Here is a 19,545-nt window from a genome sequence, read left to right on the forward strand (position 1 = left end):
CATTGCATGGACGGGGCTCTTTGCCGTCCCCGGGGCTGGATAGGGTGGTCCCACCCCCGGTGTGACGGGGCGACTACTTCCCTCGGACTGAAACCCAGGAGCGGCTATGAGCGCTGTGACCCCCGCAGGAGGCACCACCGCGGCGGACCGTTCCTGGCCCGACGTGCTGAACGGACTGCTCGACGGGCGCGACCAGAGCGCCGACGACACGGCCTGGGCCATGGACCGCATCATGCGCGGCGAGGCCACCGACGCGCAGATCGCGGGCTTCGTCGTGGCGCTGCGGGCCAAGGGCGAGACGGTGGACGAGATCTCCGGTCTCGTGCGCGCCATGTACGAGCACGCCAACGTGATCGAGGTGCCGGGCGAGACGGTCGACATCGTCGGCACGGGCGGCGACGGCGCCAAGACGGTGAACATCTCCACGATGTCGGCGATCGTGATCGCCGGCACCGGCGCGAAGGTCGTCAAGCACGGCAACCGCGCCGCGTCCTCGGCCAGCGGCGCCTCCGACGTCCTGGAGAAGCTGGGCGTCAACCTCCAGCTCACCCCCGATCGAGTCGTCGAGGTCGCGGAGGAGGCGGGCATCACCTTCTGCTTCGCGGTGAAGTTCCACCCGGCGCTGCGGCACGCCGGCGCCGCGCGCAGCCAGCTCGGCATCAGGACCGTCTTCAACCTCCTCGGCCCGCTCACCAACCCGGCCAGGGTGCGCGCCCAGGCGGTCGGCGTCGCCGACGCGCGGATGGCGCCCGTGGTCGCCGGCGTCTTCGCCGAGCGCGGGAACTCCTCGCTCGTCTTCCGGGGCGACGACGGCCTGGACGAGCTGACGACGACGTCCACCTCCCGCGTCTGGGTGGTGCGCGACGGAGCGGTCCGCGAGGAGGCCTTCGACCCGCGTGACGTCGGCGTCGACCTGGTGCCCGTGGAGGCGCTGCGCGGCGCCGACGCCTCGTACAACGCGGAGGTCGCCCGGCGGCTGCTCGACGGCGAGAGCGGCCCGGTGCGCGACGCGGTGCTCCTCAACTCGGCGGCGGCCCTGGTGGCCCTCGCGCAGGGGGAGGGCAGCCTCGACGAGCAGATCCGCGCCGGGATGGCGAGGGCGGCCGAGTCGATCGACTCCGGGGCGGCGAAGCGGGCCCTGGAGCGGTGGGTGACCGCCAGCAACCGCTGAGCGGACCCGGCGGTGTGACGCGGGGCGCGGTCCGGATATTGGACCGCGCCTTGCGCACGGAAGATCGTGTGGCAGGATGCTGCACAGGTCATGAGTGACAGCGACTACGGCCCCGGCCCGCTGTCCGGCAACCCTCCGTCCGTGGCGGGGTGCCCCGGGTGAAGACCAGGCCGTACGCAGCAAGGCGTATGGCAAGCGCGGACCCCTGGACATCGTCGGATGTCACAGCCCTGGGGTCCTGGTCCTCAAGGGAGCAGTCTCGTGAGCAAGCGAATGCGATAGGGCCTCGGGCCCCGTTCGCCGTACCCCCTCCGCCCGGCCCAGAGCGCCGCGCGTCGAGGCAACACCCGTACGCGGAACCGCTGTTCCGCCGCCGCACGGGATCTTACGCAGCTGTTCCACCATGCCCGCAGGGAGACTTCGCCATGTCCGCACGGACCGCCACCGCCCAGACCACCCCCGCCGACCCCTGCTGCGAGGCGCCGCTGCCGGTGCTCGGCGGCGACGTCACCGTGCCGCTCGTGACCGGCGGCGAGGTCACGTACGCCGCCCTCGACTACGCGGCGAGCGCCCCGGCGCTCCAGCGGGTCTGGGACGACGTGGCCGCGTACGCGCCCTACTACGGCAGCGTGCACCGCGGCGCCGGATACCTCTCGCAGCTCTCCACCGACCTCTTCGAGAACTCCCGGGCGACCGTCGCCGCGTTCCTCGACTGCCGCGAGGGCGACCAGGTCGTCTTCACCCGGTCCACCACCGACTCGCTGAACCTGCTCGCCGCCGCGCTGCCCGCCGGCTGCGAGGTCTTCGTCTTCGAGACCGAGCACCACGCCTCGCTGCTGCCGTGGCGGGACGCCCGGGTCACCTACCTCGACGCGCCGCGCACGCCCGACGAGGCCGTGCGGACCCTGGAGCGCGCCCTCGCCGACCGCGACCCTTCCCCGAGCTCTCGGCTTCGTTCGAGCGGGGGAGGCCCCAACGGGCCCGCCCTGGTCTGCGTGACCGGCGCCTCCAACGTCACCGGTGAGCTGTGGCCGGTGCGGGAGCTGGCCGCCGTCGCCCACGCGCACGGCGCCCGCATCGTCCTGGATGCCGCGCAGCTCGCCCCCCACCACCCCGTCTCCGTACGGGAGCTGGACGCCGACTGGGTCGCGTTCTCCGGGCACAAACTGTACGCGCCCTTCGGTTCCGGCGTGCTCGCGGGCCGCTCCGACTGGCTGCGGGAGGCCGAGCCCTACCTCGCGGGCGGCGGCGCCTCGCGGAAGGTGACGCGGCGCCCCAGGGAAGCGGGCGGCGGCGTGGACGTGGAGTGGCACGACACCGCCGCCCGCCACGAGGCCGGTTCGCCCAACGTCATCGGCGTCTACGCCATCGCCTCCGCCTGCAAGGCGCTCACCGAGGCGGGCTTCGAGTCGCTGGTGGCCAGGGAGCGGCGCCTGATCGCCGCGGTGCGCGAAGGGCTCGCCGAGGTGCCCGCCGTGCGGGTGCTCTCCCTCTTCGGCGACGACGCGCCGCGCGTGGGCGTCATCTCCTTCGTCGTGGACGGCTGGAACAGCTCGCACTTCGCCGCGGCGCTCTCCGCCGAGTACGGCATCGGCGTACGGGACGGCCTGTTCTGCGCCCACCCGCTGGTGCGCACCCTGCTCGGCAGCGACGCCGACGAGCCCGGCGAGTGCGGCGCCCCCGAGGCCGCGCCCGGCGAGAAGTCGCTGAACGCGATCCGCGTCAGCTTCGGCGCCGGCACCCCCGACGAGCACGTCGAGCGTTTCGTACGGGCCGTCAAGGAGCTGGTGGCGGACGGCGCCCGGTGGAACTACCGCACCGAGGACGGCCGCTGCGTGCCGGACACCGGCGTCGCCGCCTGACCCGTCAGGGACGTCCGGCCCACCCCCGCGGGCGTCAGGCGCGACCCGAGCAGGATCATGCGCAGGGCCCGTTCGGTGGCGTCGGTGAGGAACTCGCCGCCTCTGCCGAGCGCCTCGGTCAGGGTGACCGGGGCGGGCAGGATCGCGCTGTAGGCGTCGACGCCCACCGCCCGCACCTGGTGGGCGCCCTGACCGATCGTGCCCGCGAGGACCAGGACCGGGCGGCCCGAGCGCTTGGCGCGGCGGGCCACCTCGGCCGGGATCTTGCCGCGCGGCGTCTGGTGGTCGAGGGCGCCCTCCGCCGTGACGACCAGGTCGGCGCGGGCCAGGCGGGCGTCCAGGTCGATCCGGCCGAGCAGCACGTCGAAGCGGGGCAGCAGCCGCGCGCCGAGGGCGGCGAGACCCGCCCCGAGGCCGCCGGACGCGCCGGTGCCCGCGCCCTCGAAGAGGTCGGTCGCGGCGCGGAGGTCACGGGTGAGGACGTGCGCCCAGTGTTCGAGGGCGGCGGCGAGCTGTTCGACCTGCGTGGGGGTCGCGCCCTTCTGGGGGCCGAAGACGCGGGCGACGCCGCGCTCGCCGCAGAGCACGTTGAAGGGGTTGCACGCCACGCGGATGTCGGTGTCCGCGAGGCGGGGGTCCAGGCCGCTCGCGTCGATCCGGCTCAGCCGCGCCAGCTCCCGGCCGCCGCGCGGCAGCTCCCAGCCGTCGGTGTCGAGGAGGCGGGCCCCCAGGGCCTGCAGGGCGCCCGCGCCGCCGTCGGAGGTGCCCGAGTCGCCGCAGCCGACGAGGACGCGGCGGGCGCCCGCGTCGAGGGCGGCGCGGATCAGCTCGCCGACGCCGTACGTCGTGGTGGCGCCAGGGTCGCGCAGATCGCGCGGGACCAGGGAGAGCCCGGCGACGGCCGCCATCTCGACGACGGCCGTGCCGTCGCGGAGCAGCGCGAAGTGCGTGCCGATCCGCTGGCCCACGGGCCCGGTGGCGGGCAGCGCGACGAGCCGGCCGCCGTCGGCGGACGCCAGGGCGCGGGCGGTGCCCTCGCCGCCGTCCACCAGCGGGATCAGGTCGGTCTCCGCGTGCGGGACGACACGGCGTACGCCCGCGGCGATGGCCTCGGCCGCGGCCCCCGCGGAGAGGGACTCCTTGAAGCCGCTGGGAGCGATGGCGAAACGGTTCAGCATGAGATCTCCTGTGCGGGCGGGTTCAGCGGACGGGGACGCCGAGCAGCGGCCAGAGCGTGACGGCGAAGAGCAGGACGAGCGCGGCGGTCAGCGGGGCCAGGACCGCGGAGAGGCGCAGCAGGTCGCGCGGGGTGTAGGTGGGGGTGCCCGGGATGTCGGCGAACAGGGTGACCGGCTTGGCCGAGGCGGGCAGCGTGTGGCAGAACCCCGCCGCCGCCGTCGAGGCCAGGGCCGCGGCGACCGGATTGACTCCGGCGCCGGCCGCCGCGGCGACGACCAGCGGGACCAGGACGGACGAACGGGCCGAGCGGGACTGCAGGACCAGGTGCGCCGCCGTGCTCACACAGACGACCACGGCCAGGAACAGCCACGGGGGCACATCCAGCGGCAGGCCGCCGACCAGCCACGTCGCCGCTCCCGAGTCGGCCAGGGCGACGCCCATCGCCATCGTCGCCGCCATGAAGAGCAGCAGCGCCCAGGGCACCGTCTTCAGGGCGTCCTTGAGGCGCACGGTGCCGAGGGCGGGGGAGGCGGCCACGACGGCGCCGATCAGCGCGACGACGGCGGGCGGCACCCGGTGCAGGGGCTCGCCGCACCAGAGCGCGACGACCGTGGCGAGCAGCAGGGCGCAGCGCGTCTCGGCGGGCTCCCAGGGGCCCGAGACCGGCCGCTCGCTGTGGGCCTGGAGCTGTTCGACGGTGATGCGCACCGGGCCCCTGCGGTCCGCGCGCCGCGTGGTCGTCAGCAGCACGGCCTCGGCGGCCAGATGGGACGAGGCGACGGCGAGCGGCAGACCGAGCAGCAGCCACTGCGTGAAGCCGATGCGGTCACCGGTGGCCTCCCAGAGCACCGACACGGTGATCAGGTGGGCGCCCGCGCCGATCAGCGTCGCGACCGCGGAGAGCAGGATCACGGTGGGGAAGAGCAGCGCGAGCATCACGACCAGGCGCCTTCGGTCGGCGAGGACCTTGGCCAGGGCGAGGAAGACGGGCAGCGCGAGCGCGGCGCGCCCGGAGGTGGCGGGCACCGCGAAGGCCGTCACGACCAGCGCGGCGGTCGTCAGATGGGTCAGCTGCCGTACGCTGCGCGCCCCGCTGACCAGGAAGGTCGCCGCCCGCCCCGCGAGCCCGCTGCGCGCCACGGCGGCGGCGAGCACGAAGGCGCAGATCAGCAGCCACACCGTCTCGTCCCCGAGGGTGCCGAAGAGGGTGTCGCTGCTGATCACGCCGGTCGCGGTCAGGGCGAGGCCCGCGCCGAGCGCGATGTAGGTGTCGTCGATCGGCGTGCCGATCCAGGCGCAGGTCGCGAGGGCGAAGACGGCGAGCGTGAGGCGGGCGTCGATGCCGAGCCCCGGGAAGTTGCCGGGGACCGCGAGCAGCGCGCAGACGCTGAGCGCGACGCACAGCGTGACGGCTCGGAGGGGAGTCAGGGTCACGTGTCCAGCGTGGTGCGGCGCCGTGAGCCCTCAATGAGCCGAGCATGAAGGAAATTTCACCGGCCCGGCGGTGCGCCCGTCCTCATCCGGCGTCCGGCAGGCGGTAGCCCATCCCGCGCACCGTCTCCAGCCGCTCCGCGCCCAGCTTCTTGCGCAGCGCGCGCACGTACACGTCCACGATGTTGGAGCCGGGGTCGAAGTCGTACCCCCAGACGTGGGAGAGGATCTGCTCGCGTGAGAGCACCTGCCCCGGATGGCGCAGGAACAGCTCCAGGAGGACGAACTCACGGGCCGTCAGGTCCACCGTGCGCTCGCCCGAACGCGCCCTGCGGGTGCGCAGGTCCAGGGTCAGATCGCCGCTGCGCAGCACCGTGACCTCCGGCGCCCACGCCGCCGTGCGCAGGCGCAGCCGCACCCGGGCGAGCAGTTCCTCGAAGCGGAACGGCTTGGTCATCCAGTCGTCGGCGCCGCCCTCCAGGCCCGCGACGGTGTCCCGCACCGAGTCGCGGGCGGTCAGCACGATGACGGGCGTGGCCACCCGGGCCTCGCGCAGCTGCCGCAGGACCGTGAAACCGTCCTTGCCCGGCAGCCCGATGTCCAGGACGACCAGGTCGAAGCCGCCGGTCAGGGCGTAGTCGTAAGCACTCTCGCCGTCGCCGACCACCGTGGTGGTGAAGCCGTTGGCGCGCAGGCCCTTCTCGACGAAGGAGGCGATGCGCTCCTCGTCCTCGACGATCAGTACGCGGTTCATGGGCGGGCCGCCCCTTCCTGCTGTGGCCGCACGAGGACGAAGGTGGCGCCGCCGCCGTCCGTGGGGCGCAGTTCGACGCGCCCGCCGTGGCCCTCGGCGATGGCCTTGACGATGGCGAGGCCGAGCCCCGCCCCGGTGGAGCGGGAGCCGCGCCGCGCGGTGCCGCGGCGGAACCGCTCGAAGATCACCGCCGCGTCCTGCGGCTGCACCCCGGGGCCGCTGTCCGCGACGTACAGCTCGATGTCCCCGTCGCGCAGCCGCGAGCCGATGCCGACGCGCTGGCCGGGGACGGTGTGCTGGACGGCGTTCTGGGCGAGCTGGACCATCGCCTGCGTGATGCGCTGGGCGTCGAGCCTGGCCTCGGTGTCGGCGACCTCGGCGAGGTGCCAGTCGCGCTCGCCGAGCGCCCTGGCCTTGACGAAGACGTCCGCGGTCAGCTCGGCGAGCTGGACGGGCCCGGGGGTGACGAAGTCGGGCCGCTCGGCCTTGGCGAGCAGCAGCAGGTCCTCCACCATGCGGCTCATCCGGTCGAGCTCCTCGGTGACGATGCGGACCGTCTCCTCGCGCTCGGCGGCGTTGTCGGTGGCGGTGTCCATCAGCTCCAGGTGGCCGCGGACAATGGTGATGGGGGTGCGCAGCTCGTGGCCCGCGTCGTCGACGAACTCCCGCTGGGCGGCGAAGGCCCGCTCCAGGCGGTCCAGCATGCCGTTGAAGGTCTCGGCGAGCGCCGCCACGTCGTCGTGGCCCTGCACCGGGATGCGCTGGGTGAGGTCCTGCTCGGTGAGCTGCGCGGCGGTGGCCCGCACCAGCCTGACCGGTTTGAGGATGCGCCCGGCGACGACCCAGCCGATGCCCGTCGTCATCAGGAGCGCGACCCCGGAGATGGCGAGCAGCATGGTGAACACGCTGTCGGCCTTGGCGCGTTCCCCCGCCGGGTGGAAGGCGACCACGAAGGCCGCCTCCGGGTGCCCGGGACCCGCCTCGATCACCGCCTTGGCCCAGCGGACCTCGCCGCCCGGCCGGTCCAGCGTGCCGGTGGCGTCGGGGGAGTCGAAGACCGCCTTCAGCGAGGCGGGGTCGCCGGCGAGCGGGTGGTCGATCCGCGGCTCCCTGGACTGTTCCTTCTTGGCGGGGCCCCGGCCCTGGCGGCCGATCAGGCCGAGCAGTTCCTCGTCGGGGTCGGCGTACTGCCGGGAGAGGAACAGCCGCAGCAGCGGTTCGGGGTCGGTGAACCGCTCGCCCGTGTGCGGGTCGACGCCCTCCTTCACGAAGTTGGTGAACTCCCCGGTCTCCTGCGCGAGGAGCCGGCCGACGCGGTGGTCGACGTCGCGCAGCAGCACCGAGCGCGTGGTGGCGGCCACCGCGGTCAGCGCGACGGCCATCACCACGAGCAGCCACAGCAGGATGCGGACCCGGGCGGATATCCGGCGGCGCGGGGGCTCAGCCGTCGTCACCGGGGCCGTCGTCGTCGCTGTCGCCCCGGCCCGCGTCGTCGTCCGCGTCGTCGTCGTTGTCATCGCCCGGTGATCTGTCGTCGCCCGGGGTGTTCCCGCCGACCGGCGGCGGGGGCACCGTCTCGTCGCTCGGGGTGGGCCGGGCGCTGGTGGGAGTGGCGGAGGGGGAGTCGCTGCGCAGTTCGACCTTGGGCGGAGCCTTGGGTGGCGTGGGGCTGTCCGTCAGCAGGTAGCTCGTCGCGGCGATGCCGAGCGGTATCGCCACGACGGCTGCCAGGGCCGCCATGCGGTGGGAGAAGACCATGCCCGCGATCCTGCACGACGTGCCGCCGCGTCCTGATGAGCCGCGGATGAGGAAACCTTCATGAACCGCTCGGCGCGCGCTCCCCGGGCCCGGCGGCCCCTGACCCTAGGAGTCGAGGCCGATCGCGAACGCCGCCTCCAGGTCGTGCTGGGAGTACGTGCGGAACGCCACGTGCGTGTCCGTCCCCTCGACGCCGGGGATCTTGCTGATCCGGCCGGGGATGACGTCCGCGAGGTCGTCGTGGCGCGGCACCCGCACCATCGCGATCAGGTCGTAGGTCCCGGTGACGGAGAAGACCTCGCTGACGGAGTCGAGCGCGGCGATCGACTCGGCGATCTCCGGGATCCGGTCCACGCTGGTCTTGATGAGCACGATCGCGGTGATCACGGCTGGCTGTCTCCCTCGATGGCCGGTGCGGTGCCTTTCACCTTAGCCCTCCGCGAGGACCACACCCATGCGGAGAGGAACCCCAGCGAGAAGCCCACCAGGTGCGCGAGGTACGCCACCCCCGTGCCCTGGCCGTCCCGCCCCGCCGCCAGCCACTGCAGGGCCACCCAGAACGGCAGCACCAGCCAGGCGGGGAAACGCAGCGGCAGGAAGAAGAGGAACGGATAGATGCTGGTGACGCGCGCCTTCGGGAAGAGGAAGAGGAAGGCCCCGAGGACGGCGGAGATCGCCCCGGAGGCCCCGACGAGCGTCTGCTGGGAGTCCGCGTGCGCCGCCGCGTACGAGAGCAGCGCCAGATAGCCGCAGCCGACGTAGAAGAGCGCGTACGTGAGGTGTCCCATGCGCTCCTCCACCATCGCCCCGAAGACGAAGAGGAAGAGCATGTTGCCGAGCAGATGGATCCAGCTCCCGTGCACGAACAGGGCCGTGAACGGGCCGAGCGCGGCGCTCGGCACGCCGCCGAAGAGCTCGGTGGGCACCACCCCCCACCGCTCGAAGTAGGCCTGCTGCGCGCCGAGCAGTTCGTTGCCGCGGCCGTAGCCGGGGTTCAGCCCGGAGACCGGGGAGATCAGGAAGACCAGGCAGCAGGCGGCGATCAGTCCGTACGTCACCGGGGCGGACCGCTCGCCGAAGAGCCGGCTCGCCCGCGTACTCCATGCGTTGATCATGAACAGAGCATGACGTAACGGGCGCTACCCGCACAGACCGCCATGCCGGGGTGGACACCGCCGCGCGGTGCCCCTTACAGGCCTTAAGGTTGCGGGCAATACGCACCACGGAAACCCGGACGAGTGCCACGCCACCGAGGAAAGCGATCAGCCACGATGACGGTTCCCCTGCCGACCGCCACTACCCGGTGGCGCTGCAAGCTGTGCGGCAACCTCACGCGTTTCGACGTGACCCGTAGCTCGAAGGTCGTCGAGTATGTGCATCTCGACCTCGCGGGGGAGTCGAACGTGGAGGAACGCGAGGTGGTCAGTGAGACCATCGAGTCGGTCCGCTGCCGCTGGTGCAACGCGGTGGATCAGGTGGAACTGGTGGACAGGCCGGGCACCGACTCCTGAGAGGGAGCGGGGCCCGCACGGCAAGTGGGGTGACGGATGGTGCAGAGCGCGGGCGGGGAGCCGGACGACGGCACCGCTGAGGTGCTCGACCGCCCCTTGCCGGACGGCGTGCGCCGGCGCGTCGTCCGACTCGTCTCGGACGCCTTCGGCGGCCTGACCCTGGCCGAGCTCCCCGCCCAGCTCCGGCAGTACGCCCGCTTCACGCCCACCCGGCGCGCGAAGTTCGCGGGCAACGCCATGGCGGCCGCCCTGGAGAGCGAGGCCCTGTTCCGCCAGCGCATCGGCGAACGGCTCAGGGAGTCCCAGGCCGAGCTGGCGGGCGCCCTGGACGCGGGCGCCCCGCCCCCGGCCGCCGACCCCCTGGACGTGGCGGCGGCGGCCTATGTGCTGCGCCCCGCGGGCTGGGTGAAGCTGGTGACCGCGGCGGGCGAGGAGGCCCAGCGGGCCGACGCCGAGCGCGCGGACGACGAGACCAGGGCCGAGCTGGAGCGGCTGCGCGAGGAGCTGGCCGCGGCCCGCGGCCAGACCAGGGCCGAGACCGAGCGGCTGCGCGCCGAGCTGGAAGCGGCGCGCAGGGAAGCCGAGTCCCTGCACCGCAAGCTGCGCGGGGCGCTCAGCGACGTCAAGCGCGGCGAGGCGGCGCTGCGCAAGGCCGCCGCTCGGACGGAGGCCGTCCGCGCCGAGAGCCAGGCCCAGGTGTCCGCCGCCGAGAGCGAGACCCGGCGGCTCAAGGCGCGGCTCGGCGAGACCGAGGCCGCCCTCGAGGCCAGCCGCAAGGCGGCGCGCGAGGGGCGCAGCGTCGAGGACATGCGGGTGCGGCTGCTGCTCGACACGGTGCTCGACGCGGCCCAGGGGCTCCGGCGCGAACTGGCCCTGCCGCCCGTCTCCGTACGCCCCGCGGAGACCGTGGACGCCGTCGAGCCGGGGCGGATGTCGCCCAAGGACATCGCGGCCCGCGCCCTCTCCGAGAGCGACCCCGCGGTCATCGACCAGCTCCTCGCGCTGCCGCAGGCGCACCTGGTCGTCGACGGCTACAACGTCACCAAGACCGGCTATCCGACCATGCCGCTGGAGAAGCAGCGGCTGCGCCTGCTCGGCTCGCTCTCGCAGCTCGCCCTGCAGTCGGGCGCCGAGGTCACCTGCGTCTTCGACGGGGCGGAGCTGGCCGCTCCCGTGCTGCTCGCGCCGCCGCGCGGGGTCAGGGTGCTCTTCTCCAAGCCGGGGGTGACCGCCGACGAGCTGATCCGTCAGCTCGTGCGCGCGGAGCCGCCGGGCAGGCCCGTGGTCGTCGTCTCGACCGACCGCGAGGTGGCCGACGGGATCGCCAAGGCCGGTGCGCGGCCGGTGGCTTCGGCGGTGCTCCTGAAGCGGCTCTCGCGGGGCTGAGCCGCGCACGGCCGGACCGCGGCTTTCGCGGGACTAAAGGGGCTTCACGCAACTCCTGTGCTGTATGCCCGAATTGACGGCCCATGGGCGCGACGTAGTGTCAGAAGATCATCACGGGCTGTGCGCCATCGGTAAAATATGCGCCTCGCGAACGATTTTCCGCCCCGGTAATTTGAACTGATCACAGGAAGGTCACTAGGGTCTCGCCTCGAACCCTCGCTTAGTTGATCACCCATTCGGGGTGACGGCGATGGTGCCCGCCCACCGGGTCTCGGTAGGCGGCTGGAGGAAGAAGGAGCCGCCCGCGTGGCGTCCCACCGTCGTCCCAAGCAGCCGAGCCGCACCCGCGTGACCGTGCTCACCGCGACCGCCGCCGCTGCCGTGGCCCTCACCTCGCAGGGCGCCGCCCAGGCCGCGCCGAAGCCGAGCAAGGACGAGGTCAAGTCCAAGGTCGACAAGCTCTACGAGGACGCGGAGCGGGCCACCGACAAGTACAACGGGGCCAAGGAGAAGCAGGAGAAGCTGGAGAAGCAGATCGGCGCTCTCCAGGACAAGGTCGCCGACGGCCAGGAGGAGCTCAACGAGCTGCGGGACGGCCTCGGTTCGATGGCCAGCGCGCAGTACCGCTCCGGCGGCATCGACCCCTCCCTGCAGCTCTTCCTCTCCTCCGACCCGGACGACTACCTCGACAAGGCGTCCACGCTCGACCAGCTCAGCAGCCAGCAGGTCGACTCGCTCAAGAAGATCCAGAAGAAGCAGCGGGACCTCGCGCAGAAGCGCAAGGAGGCCTCGGGCAAGCTCGACGACCTCGCGGACACCCGCGAGGAGCTCGGCAAGAAGAAGCAGGAAGTCCAGGGCAAGCTCGGCGAGGCCCAGAAGCTCCTCAACACCCTGACCGCCAAGGAGAAGGCGGACCTGGCGGAGAAGGAGCAGAAGCGCGCGAGCCGCGCCGCCGACCAGCGCGCCGACCTCGGCGACGAGGCCCCCGCCTCCGGCCGTGGCGCCGCGGCCCTGAGCGCCGCCGCGACGCAGATCGGCAAGCCGTACGTCTCCGGCGGCACCGGCCCCAACTCCTACGACTGCTCCGGGCTCACCCAGTGGGCGTTCGCGCAGGCCGGCGTCTCCATCACGCGGACCACGTACACCCAGCAGAACGACGGCACGAGGATCGGCCGCGGCGAGCTGAAGCCCGGCGACCTGGTCTTCTTCAACAACCTCGCGCACGTCGGCTTCTACGCCGGCAACGGCCAGGTCCTGCACGCCCCGAAGCCGGGCGCCAACGTCCGCTACGAGTCGATGTCCTACCTCGGCACCTTCCAGTTCGGCGTCCGCGTCTGAACCACGGAGCCCCGCTCCGCCCCGCCCGGCGCCAACGGCCCGCCGATCCGCCCGAACGGGCGAATTACGGCACCCCCCGCTGACCCCCGCGCCCCGCTGATGACCTGCGTCTGAAGCGGGGCGCAGGCGTTTGGGCACCCATCCGGGACGTTGGTCCCGTGCTGGTCGCACGGCTACTGTCGGCGCGCATTCCCCCGGAGAGCGGGGGTCCTCCAGCGGAAGGGAGAGCGGCGCCCAGTGGGGTCCCACCGTCGTCCCGCACGACCCGGCACCGACCGGAGCACGCGTGTCACCGTCCTCTCGGCGGCAGCGGCCACCGCTGCCGCCGCCCTGGCCGCCGCACCCGCGGGCGCGGCGCCCCAGCTCAGGCCCGAAAGGCCCGCCGACACCCGGGCCGAGATCGACCGGCTCTACGAGGAGGCCGAGCGGGCCACCGAGGCGTACAACGACGCCGACGAGCGCACGGACAAGCTGCGGGCGCAGGTGAAGCGGGCCAAGGAGAGCGTCGCCCGCGGCCAGGAGCGGATCAACGGAATGCGCGGCGAGCTCGGCGCGCTGGCCCAGGCGCAGTACCGCGAGGGCGGCATCGACCCCGCACTGCTGCTCATGCTCTCCTCCGACCCCGACGGCTACCTCGACCGCGCCGCCGTCCTGGACCGCGTCACCTTCCGCCAGGCCGGGGAACTCACCGACCTCCAGAAGGCCCAGCGCGGCCTCGCCCGCGAGCGCGCCGAGGCCGGACGCGCGCTGGCCGAGCTGGAGAAGAGCCGCGCCGTCGTCGCCCGCCACAAGCGCACCGTCGAGCACAAGCTCGCCACGGCGAGACGGCTGCTCAACTCGCTCACCGGCAAGGAGCGCCGGGCCTACGACAGGGCCTCGCGCGGCGGCGACCGCGCGGGGCTCCCCGCGCCCGCCGGGGCGGTGTCCTCGCGCGCGGCGGCCGCCCTGGCCGCCGCCAGGTCCGCGGTCGGCCGCCCGTACGTGTGGGGCGCCAACGGGCCCTCCGGCTTCGACTGCTCGGGCCTCACGCAGTGGTCGTACGCCCAGGCCGGGGTCGGGCTGCCGCGCACCTCGCAGGCGCAGCGGCACGCCGGACGGCAGGTCTCCCTCTCCGAGGTGCGGCCCGGTGACCTCGTCGCCTACCGCGACGATGCGAGCCACATCGGGATGTACGTCGGCGACGGCCAGGTGGTGCACGCCCCCTACCCGGGCGCGCCCGTCCGCTACGACCCGGTCGGCATGATGCCGGTCTCCTCCGTGACCCGTATCTGACCGGCCGCCTGCCGGGCAGGCCCGTACGATCGGGAAGGTGGCTGGTCACGGGCGTGGGTCGGGGGCGGTGGCGCTGTGCGTCGCGCTCTGCCTCGCCGTGCTCGCGGGCTGCGGCGGAGACCCGGTCCCCGACTCCGCGGCGGGCGACGTGCGCAGGCTCCTGGAGCGCCGGGCACACGCCGTCCTGGAACGGGACGAGAAGGCGTACGAGCGCACCGAGCGGGGCGCGGCGGGCGGGCGCGCCCCCACGGACCTCTTCGCCAACGTCCGCGACGTGCCGCTCGACGCGTGGGAGTACCGCCTGACCGGCCTCGACCGCTCGGGCGCGAGGGCCACCGCGCGCGCCGAGCTCAGCTACCGCGTCAAGGGCTACGACCGCGCCCCGCGCACCGCGGAGCGCACGCTCGCCCTGGAGCGGCACGACGGGCGGTGGTACGTGACGTCGGAGCGGCCCGCGAGGAAGGCGGGCCAGCAGCTCTGGGACCAGGGCCCGGTGCGGGCCGAGCGGGGCAGGCACAGCCTCGTCCTCGGGGTCGGGCAGAGCGCGGCGGACCGGCGCGCCTACCGCGACCTCGCCGACCGTGCGGTGCCCGCGGTGGACGAGGCGTGGCGGGAGAAGTGGCCCGGCAAGGTCGTCGTCCTCGTTCCCCGCACGCTGGACGGCATGGCGGGCCTTTTGGGGGCGCCGGCCGCCGGGTACCGGGGGATAGCGGCGGTCACCACCGGAGAGGTCGGCGGCTCGGGGCGCGCCCCCGCCGACCGCGTCATCGTCAACCCCGAGGCGTACGGCGTCCTCGGCGACTTCGGCAAACAGGTCGTCATGACCCACGAGACCGTCCACGTGGCGACCCGCTCCCGCACCTCGCGCGCCACCCCGCTCTGGCTCTCCGAGGGCTTCGCGGACTGGGTGGGCTACCGCGGCACGGGACGCACGGCGGCGCGGGCCGCGCCCGAACTGCGGCGCGCGGTGCGGGACGGGCGGCTGCCCGCCGGGCTCCCCGACGACGCGGACTTCGGCTTCGGCGGCCGTGCCGAACGGCTGGCCGAGGCCTACGAGGGCTCGTGGCTGGCCTGCCGCATGATCGCCGAGCAGTGGGGCGAGCGGGAACTGGGGGAGTTCTACCGCGCGGTGGGGGCCCACGACGAGCGGACCGGCGCGGTCGCGGACGCGCTGCGGGACGTGCTGGACACCACGCCGGCCGAGTTCACGGCGCGCTGGCGCACGTATCTCCGCTCCGAGCTGCGCTGACCGTCCCCCGCACCGGTTCACCGGCGCAGCGGCGCCACAGGCTCCGGCAGGCGAGCACGGCCGCCGCGACCAGCAGGCCGTTGCGTACGAGGAGCAGGGCCACGCCCAGCGGATCGCCGGCCACCACGTGCGAGAACCAGACGGGGAACTCCAGGAACGTCACGAGCGTGGCGACGAGGACGAGCCGCACCGGGAGCTCCATGCCGCTCGTGCGGAACGCCAGGCAGACGGCGCCGACCCCGACCAGCCACAGCATGTACTGCGGGCTGATCACCCGGCTCGTGGCGGTGAAGAGCAGCACGGCCACGAAGGCCGCGTCCGCGAGCGTGCCCGCGGGCCACGGCCGGGCGCGGGCGCGCAGCCGCCAGAGCAGGAGCCAGCCGAAGGCGGCCAGGGTCAGTGCCTGCGCCGCCGTGCTGACCAGCGGGACGTAGGGGCCGAGGAACTCCACCGAGCCGTAGTTGAGCTGGACCTCGCCCCGCCAGCCGAGGTGGCGCCCCACGTGGAAGGCGAGGGCGCCGAGCGACTCCACCTCGGTGCCCCGGTCGCGCTGGAAGGTGAGGAAGGCGAGCGCTCCCGGCATCGCCACCACGGACACCAGCGTCACGCCGAGCACCGTGACCGAGGCCGCCGTCCACGACCGCCGGGCGGCCCGGCCGCGCGGGACGCCCACGAGCAGCAGCAGGGGCCACACCTTCAGGAGCGCGCCGAGCCCCGCGAGCGCTCCCAGCGTGCGCGGATGCCTGGCCCCGGCGAGCAGCGCGGCGACCGCGACGGCGGTCACGAGGATGTCGTAGCGGGCGTAGGCGGTCGGCCCGAGCAGCGGCACCCCCGCCGTCCACACCACGAGGCCGCGCGGCGACCTGCCGGGCCGCAGCCCCGCGCACAGGAGCAGCCCCGAGACGGCGGCGTCGGCGAGGAAGGCCAGGACGAAGAAGGCCGAGGCGTAGTCGAGGAAGGGCAGCAGGGCGGGGGAGAGGACCGCGAGGGCGGCGCCGGGCGGGTACTGCCAGGTGACGTCGTCGAGGGGGAAGGTGCCGGTGCGCAGGATCTCGTACCAGCCCTGGTAGATGACCGAGACGTCGCTGGTCACGTCGGGCCCGGGGGCGGTGAGCACACGGAAGACGCAGAGCAGCAGCACGGCCCTGGTGAGGACCCAGAAGATCAGGATGCGCGCCATATATGCGCCTCGCCCCTTCTGCCTGTTCTGCGTATCCGTCCGCCGGGGTCATGATGCAGGGTGGGCCGGGGGGAGGGCGAAGAGGCGGGGCCGTGTGCCCCTTCGGTACTGTCGGGCGCGATGCACAAGACCCTGATCGTCACGAACGACTTCCCGCCCAGGCCCGGTGGCATCCAGGCGTTCCTGCACAACATGGCGCTGCGCCTGGACCCCGAGCGGATCGTCGTCTACGCCTCCACCTGGAAGCGGGGCCGCGAGGGCGCGGAGGCCACCGCCGCCTTCGACGCCGAACAGCCCTTCCGGGTCGTCCGCGACCCCACGACGATGCTGCTGCCGACCCCGCGGGTCACCCGGCGCGCGGTCTCGCTGCTGCGGGAGCACGGGTGCACGTCGGTGTGGTTCGGCGCGGCGGCGCCGCTGGGGCTCATGGGTTCCGCGCTACGGAAGGCGGGCGCCACGCGGCTGGTGGCCACCACGCACGGCCACGAGGCCGGCTGGGCGCAGCTGCCCGCCTCGCGGCAACTGCTCCGCCGGATCGGCGAGTCGACGGACACGGTCACCTACCTCGGCGAGTACACCCGGTCGCGCATCGCCGCCGCGCTGACGCCCGCCGCGGCGGGGCGGATGGCGCAACTGCCGCCCGGCGTCGACGAGAAGACCTTCCACCCCGGTTCGGGGGGCGACGCGGTGCGGGCGCGGCTCGGTCTGACGGAGCGACCCGTCGTCGTCTGCGTCTCGCGGCTCGTGCCGCGCAAGGGACAGGACACGTTGATCCTGGCCATGCCGCGGATTCTGGCCCGGGAGCCCGAGGCGGTGCTCCTGGTGGTGGGAGGCGGGCCCTATGAGCAGGACCTCCGCAAGCTGGCGGCCACGACCGGCGTCGCGGACTCCGTCCGCTTCACCGGGGCGGTCCCGTGGTCGGAACTCCCCGCCCACTACGGCGCGGGCGACGTCTTCGCCATGCCGTGCCGGACGCGGCGGGGCGGCCTGGACGTGGAGGGCCTGGGCATCGTCTACCTGGAGGCGTCCGCCACGGGGCTGCCCGTCGTCGCGGGCGACTCCGGCGGGGCGCCCGACGCCGTCCTCGACGGCGAGACGGGCTGGGTCGTCCGGGGCGGCGCCCCGGAGGAGGCGGCGGACCGGATCGTCACGCTGCTCGGCGACGCGGAGCTGCGGTCCCGCATGGGCTCGCGGGGGCGCGCCTGGGTGGAGGAACGCTGGCGCTGGGACCTCTTGGCAGAGAGACTGCGGGACCTGCTGTAGGCCTGCTGGTCTCCTGCCGGGGGCTCGTAGGCGGCTGCGTGCCGTCGTGGGCTCGTCGCGCGGTTCCCCGCGCCCCTGAGCAGCGCCCCGTCAGGGGCGCGGGGGAACTGCGCGGGCAACCACCACGAGACCGAGAGCCGCCGAGAAGCCGGGCCCCCGCGGCGAGTGGGCGCGGGGACCGTCCACGCTACCCGTGGTAAATCGCCTCGATCTCGTCCGCGTAGTCCTTCGCGACGACGTTCCGCTTCAGCTTCAGGGACGGCGTCAGATGCCCCGACTCCTCCGTGAACTGCGAGGAGAGGACCCGGAACTTCCGGACGGACTCCGCCTTGGAGACCGCCGCGTTGCCGTCGTCCACCGCGCTCTGGATCGCCGCGAGGAGATCCGCGTCGTCGCGGAGGGAGGCCGCGGAGGACCCCGCGGGCTTCCCGTGCTCCGCGGCCCACCGGCCGAGGAACTCGTCGTCGACGGTGACGAGCGCGCCCACGAAGGGCCGCCCGTCGCCCACGACCATGCACTCGGCGACGAGCGCGTGCGCGCGGATGCGGTCCTCGATCACCGCGGGGGCGACGTTCTTGCCGCCCGCCGTGACGATGATCTCCTTCTTGCGCCCGGTGATCCGCAGATACCCGTCCTCGTCGAGCGTGCCGATGTCACCCGTGTGGAACCAGCCGTCGGCGAGCGCCTCCTCCGTGGCGCCCTCGTTGTTCCAGTACCCCGAGAACAGGTGCTCGCCGTGGAGCAGGACCTCGCCGTCGTCCGCTATCCGCACGACGGAGCCCGGCAGCGGCTGCCCGACCGTGCCGATCTTCTGCCGGTCCCACGGGTTGAAGGCGGTGGCCGCACAGGACTCGGTGAGGCCGTAGCCCTCCAGGACGGTGAAGCCGATGCCGCGGAAGAAGTGGCCGAGGCGCTCGCCGAGCGGGGCGCCGCCGGAGATCGCGTACTCGCCGCGTCCGCCGAGGACCGCGCGCAGCTTGCTGAAGACCAGCTTGTCGAAGACCAGGTGCTTGATCTTCAGACCGATGGACGGGCCCGCCGCGGTGTCCAGCGCGCGGCTGTACGCGATCGCCGTGTCCGCCGCCTTGTCGAAGATCTTGCCCTTGCCGTCGGCCTGCGCCTTGGCGCGCGCCGAGTTGTAGACCTTCTCGAAGACGCGCGGCACGCCGAGGATCATGGTCGGCCGGAAGGAGGCCAGCTCGTCCGTGAGGTTCTTGACGTCGGGCGCGTGGCCCAGCTTGATCGGCGCCATCAGCGCGGCGACCTCGACCAGGCGCCCGAAGACGTGCGCCACCGGCAGGAAGAGCAGGACCGAGCACTCGCCCGTGCGGAACAGCGGCTTCAGGCGCTCCACCACGTTGCCGCACTCCGCGAAGAAGCTGCGGTGGGTGAGCACGCAGCCCTTGGGGCGGCCCGTGGTGCCGGAGGTGTAGACGATGGTGGCCGGGTCGTCGGCCCCGGCGGCGGCGCAGCGCTCGTCGACGGCCGCGTCCGTCACGTCGGCGCCCGCGCGCCGCAGCTCCTCCACCCCGCCCGCGTCGATCTGCCAGACGCTGTCCAGGGCCGGCAGCGCCTCGCGCACGGACTCGACGGCGGCGGCGTGCGCGTCCAGCTCGACGACGCAGGCCACGGCGCCCGAGTCACCGAGGATCCACTGGATCTGCTCGGCCGAGCTGGTCTCGTAGACCGGCACGGTCACCGCGCCCGCGCTCCAGATGGCGAAGTCGAGGAGGGTCCACTCGTAGCGCGTGCGGGACATCAGGCCGACGCGGTCGCCCGCGCGCACCCCGGAGGCGATGAGGCCCTTGGCGGTGGCGCGGACCTCGGCGAGGAAGGTCTTGGCGTCGACGTCCTGCCAGCGTCCGTCGACCTTGCGGCCGATGACGGCGACATCCGGATGCTGCGCGGCATTTCTGCGGACGATATCGGTCAGATTGCCGTCCGCAGGGACCTCGTACAGGGCCGGAAGGCTGAACTCGCGCAAGACTGCTGCTCCTACATAGGGCACCGGCGCCACGACGTCGTGCTGCGACGGTGCGGTCCAAGATCGGGCAGGTGCTCAGTCGAAGTGGGGGGCCGAGCACTACTGGACTGCCCGGACGTTACCCATGGGTATGGCTTGTCCGGTAGGGGGGCGGCCTCAGATGTTCGGTGCGTCACACGCCGTCGTGGTCTGCGTCGCACAGTACGC

General features: G+C 73.6%; 17 protein-coding genes and 1 riboswitch. Of the genes, 8 read left to right on the top strand and 9 right to left on the bottom strand.

The genetic code is table 11. From position 1 onward, the window contains the following. The first annotated feature begins 106 nt into the window (after positions 1–106). Both trpD and DCW30_RS32310 read left to right on the top strand, forming a co-directional pair. Positions 107–1,171: an anthranilate phosphoribosyltransferase gene (trpD, locus tag DCW30_RS32305; RefSeq protein ID WP_062781050.1), complete on the top strand. Its 1,065-nt coding sequence runs from the start codon at positions 107–109 to the stop codon at positions 1,169–1,171. 86 nt (positions 1,172–1,257) lie between these two features. After that, positions 1,258–1,375: riboswitch (SAM riboswitch) on the top strand. A gap of 221 nt (positions 1,376–1,596) precedes the next feature. Next, positions 1,597–3,033 (top strand): aminotransferase class V-fold PLP-dependent enzyme, encoded by a 1,437-nt coding sequence (locus DCW30_RS32310; protein WP_076686700.1) that lies wholly within the window; start codon positions 1,597–1,599, stop codon positions 3,031–3,033. Here DCW30_RS32310 and DCW30_RS32315 read toward each other — a convergent pair. From DCW30_RS32315 to DCW30_RS32345, 7 genes are all read right to left on the bottom strand, one after another. Continuing rightward, the gene (locus DCW30_RS32315; protein ID WP_076686701.1) at positions 2,982–4,211 is read right to left on the bottom strand and encodes a glycerate kinase family protein; all 1,230 of its coding nucleotides are present in this window, start codon (positions 4,209–4,211) and stop codon (positions 2,982–2,984) included. The genes DCW30_RS32310 and DCW30_RS32315 overlap by 52 nt on opposite strands. Positions 4,212–4,233: 22 nt before the next feature. Then, positions 4,234–5,646, bottom strand: coding sequence for an SLC13 family permease (locus DCW30_RS32320; protein WP_076686702.1), 1,413 nt, complete (start codon positions 5,644–5,646; stop codon positions 4,234–4,236). An 82-nt stretch (positions 5,647–5,728) separates the two neighbouring features. Next, the gene (locus DCW30_RS32325; RefSeq protein WP_062781058.1) at positions 5,729–6,397 is read right to left on the bottom strand and encodes a response regulator transcription factor; all 669 of its coding nucleotides are present in this window, start codon (positions 6,395–6,397) and stop codon (positions 5,729–5,731) included. Continuing rightward, entirely contained in the window at positions 6,394–7,851 is a 1,458-nt protein-coding gene (locus DCW30_RS32330) for a sensor histidine kinase (RefSeq protein ID WP_076686703.1), read from the bottom strand. Before DCW30_RS32330 ends, DCW30_RS32325 begins: the two co-directional genes overlap by 4 nt. Then, positions 7,838–8,155: a hypothetical protein gene (locus DCW30_RS32335; protein WP_062781062.1), complete on the bottom strand. Its 318-nt coding sequence runs from the start codon at positions 8,153–8,155 to the stop codon at positions 7,838–7,840. Before DCW30_RS32335 ends, DCW30_RS32330 begins: the two co-directional genes overlap by 14 nt. A gap of 105 nt (positions 8,156–8,260) precedes the next feature. After that, positions 8,261–8,542: an Lrp/AsnC family transcriptional regulator gene (locus DCW30_RS32340; RefSeq protein ID WP_055566223.1), complete on the bottom strand. Its 282-nt coding sequence runs from the start codon at positions 8,540–8,542 to the stop codon at positions 8,261–8,263. Then, complete coding sequence (locus DCW30_RS32345) at positions 8,539–9,270, bottom strand: rhomboid family intramembrane serine protease (RefSeq protein ID WP_062781064.1); 732 nt, start codon at positions 9,268–9,270, stop codon at positions 8,539–8,541. Before DCW30_RS32345 ends, DCW30_RS32340 begins: the two co-directional genes overlap by 4 nt. A 156-nt stretch (positions 9,271–9,426) precedes the next feature. Here DCW30_RS32345 and DCW30_RS32350 point away from each other — a divergent pair, with 156 nt between their 5' ends. The 5 genes from DCW30_RS32350 to DCW30_RS32370 all read left to right on the top strand — a co-directional run bounded on the left by DCW30_RS32350 (position 9,427) and on the right by DCW30_RS32370 (position 14,911). Next, entirely contained in the window at positions 9,427–9,666 is a 240-nt protein-coding gene (locus DCW30_RS32350) for a hypothetical protein (RefSeq protein ID WP_076686704.1), read from the top strand. 36 nt (positions 9,667–9,702) lie between these two features. Next, the gene (locus DCW30_RS32355) at positions 9,703–11,052 is read left to right on the top strand and encodes an NYN domain-containing protein (RefSeq protein ID WP_076686705.1); all 1,350 of its coding nucleotides are present in this window, start codon (positions 9,703–9,705) and stop codon (positions 11,050–11,052) included. 306 nt (positions 11,053–11,358) lie between these two features. Beyond that, the gene (locus tag DCW30_RS32360; protein WP_062781070.1) at positions 11,359–12,390 is read left to right on the top strand and encodes a C40 family peptidase; all 1,032 of its coding nucleotides are present in this window, start codon (positions 11,359–11,361) and stop codon (positions 12,388–12,390) included. A gap of 237 nt (positions 12,391–12,627) precedes the next feature. Then, complete coding sequence (locus tag DCW30_RS32365; protein ID WP_076686706.1) at positions 12,628–13,662, top strand: C40 family peptidase; 1,035 nt, start codon at positions 12,628–12,630, stop codon at positions 13,660–13,662. Positions 13,663–13,699: 37 nt separating this feature from the next. Next, the gene (locus DCW30_RS32370; RefSeq protein ID WP_237283446.1) at positions 13,700–14,911 is read left to right on the top strand and encodes a hypothetical protein; all 1,212 of its coding nucleotides are present in this window, start codon (positions 13,700–13,702) and stop codon (positions 14,909–14,911) included. Here DCW30_RS32370 and DCW30_RS32375 read toward each other — a convergent pair. Then, positions 14,868–16,091, bottom strand: a complete 1,224-nt coding sequence (locus DCW30_RS32375) for a glycosyltransferase 87 family protein (RefSeq protein ID WP_076686708.1) — start codon at positions 16,089–16,091, stop codon at positions 14,868–14,870. The two genes, DCW30_RS32370 and DCW30_RS32375, sit on opposite strands and share 44 nt — an antisense overlap. A gap of 120 nt (positions 16,092–16,211) precedes the next feature. On the opposite strand from DCW30_RS32375, the gene DCW30_RS32380 reads away from it, so the two are divergent. Next, a complete protein-coding gene (locus tag DCW30_RS32380) occupies positions 16,212–17,354 on the top strand; it encodes a glycosyltransferase family 4 protein (RefSeq protein ID WP_076686709.1) in 1,143 nt (380 codons plus the stop codon). Between the two features lie 187 nt (positions 17,355–17,541). On the opposite strand, the gene DCW30_RS32385 is transcribed toward DCW30_RS32380, so the two are convergent. After that, positions 17,542–19,338 (bottom strand): AMP-dependent synthetase/ligase, encoded by a 1,797-nt coding sequence (locus tag DCW30_RS32385; protein ID WP_076686710.1) that lies wholly within the window; start codon positions 19,336–19,338, stop codon positions 17,542–17,544. Positions 19,339–19,545: the final 207 nt, after the last annotated feature.

It is taken from the genome of Streptomyces alfalfae (assembly GCF_004127445.1).
In the GTDB taxonomy this organism is placed as follows: domain Bacteria; phylum Actinomycetota; class Actinomycetes; order Streptomycetales; family Streptomycetaceae; genus Streptomyces; species Streptomyces alfalfae.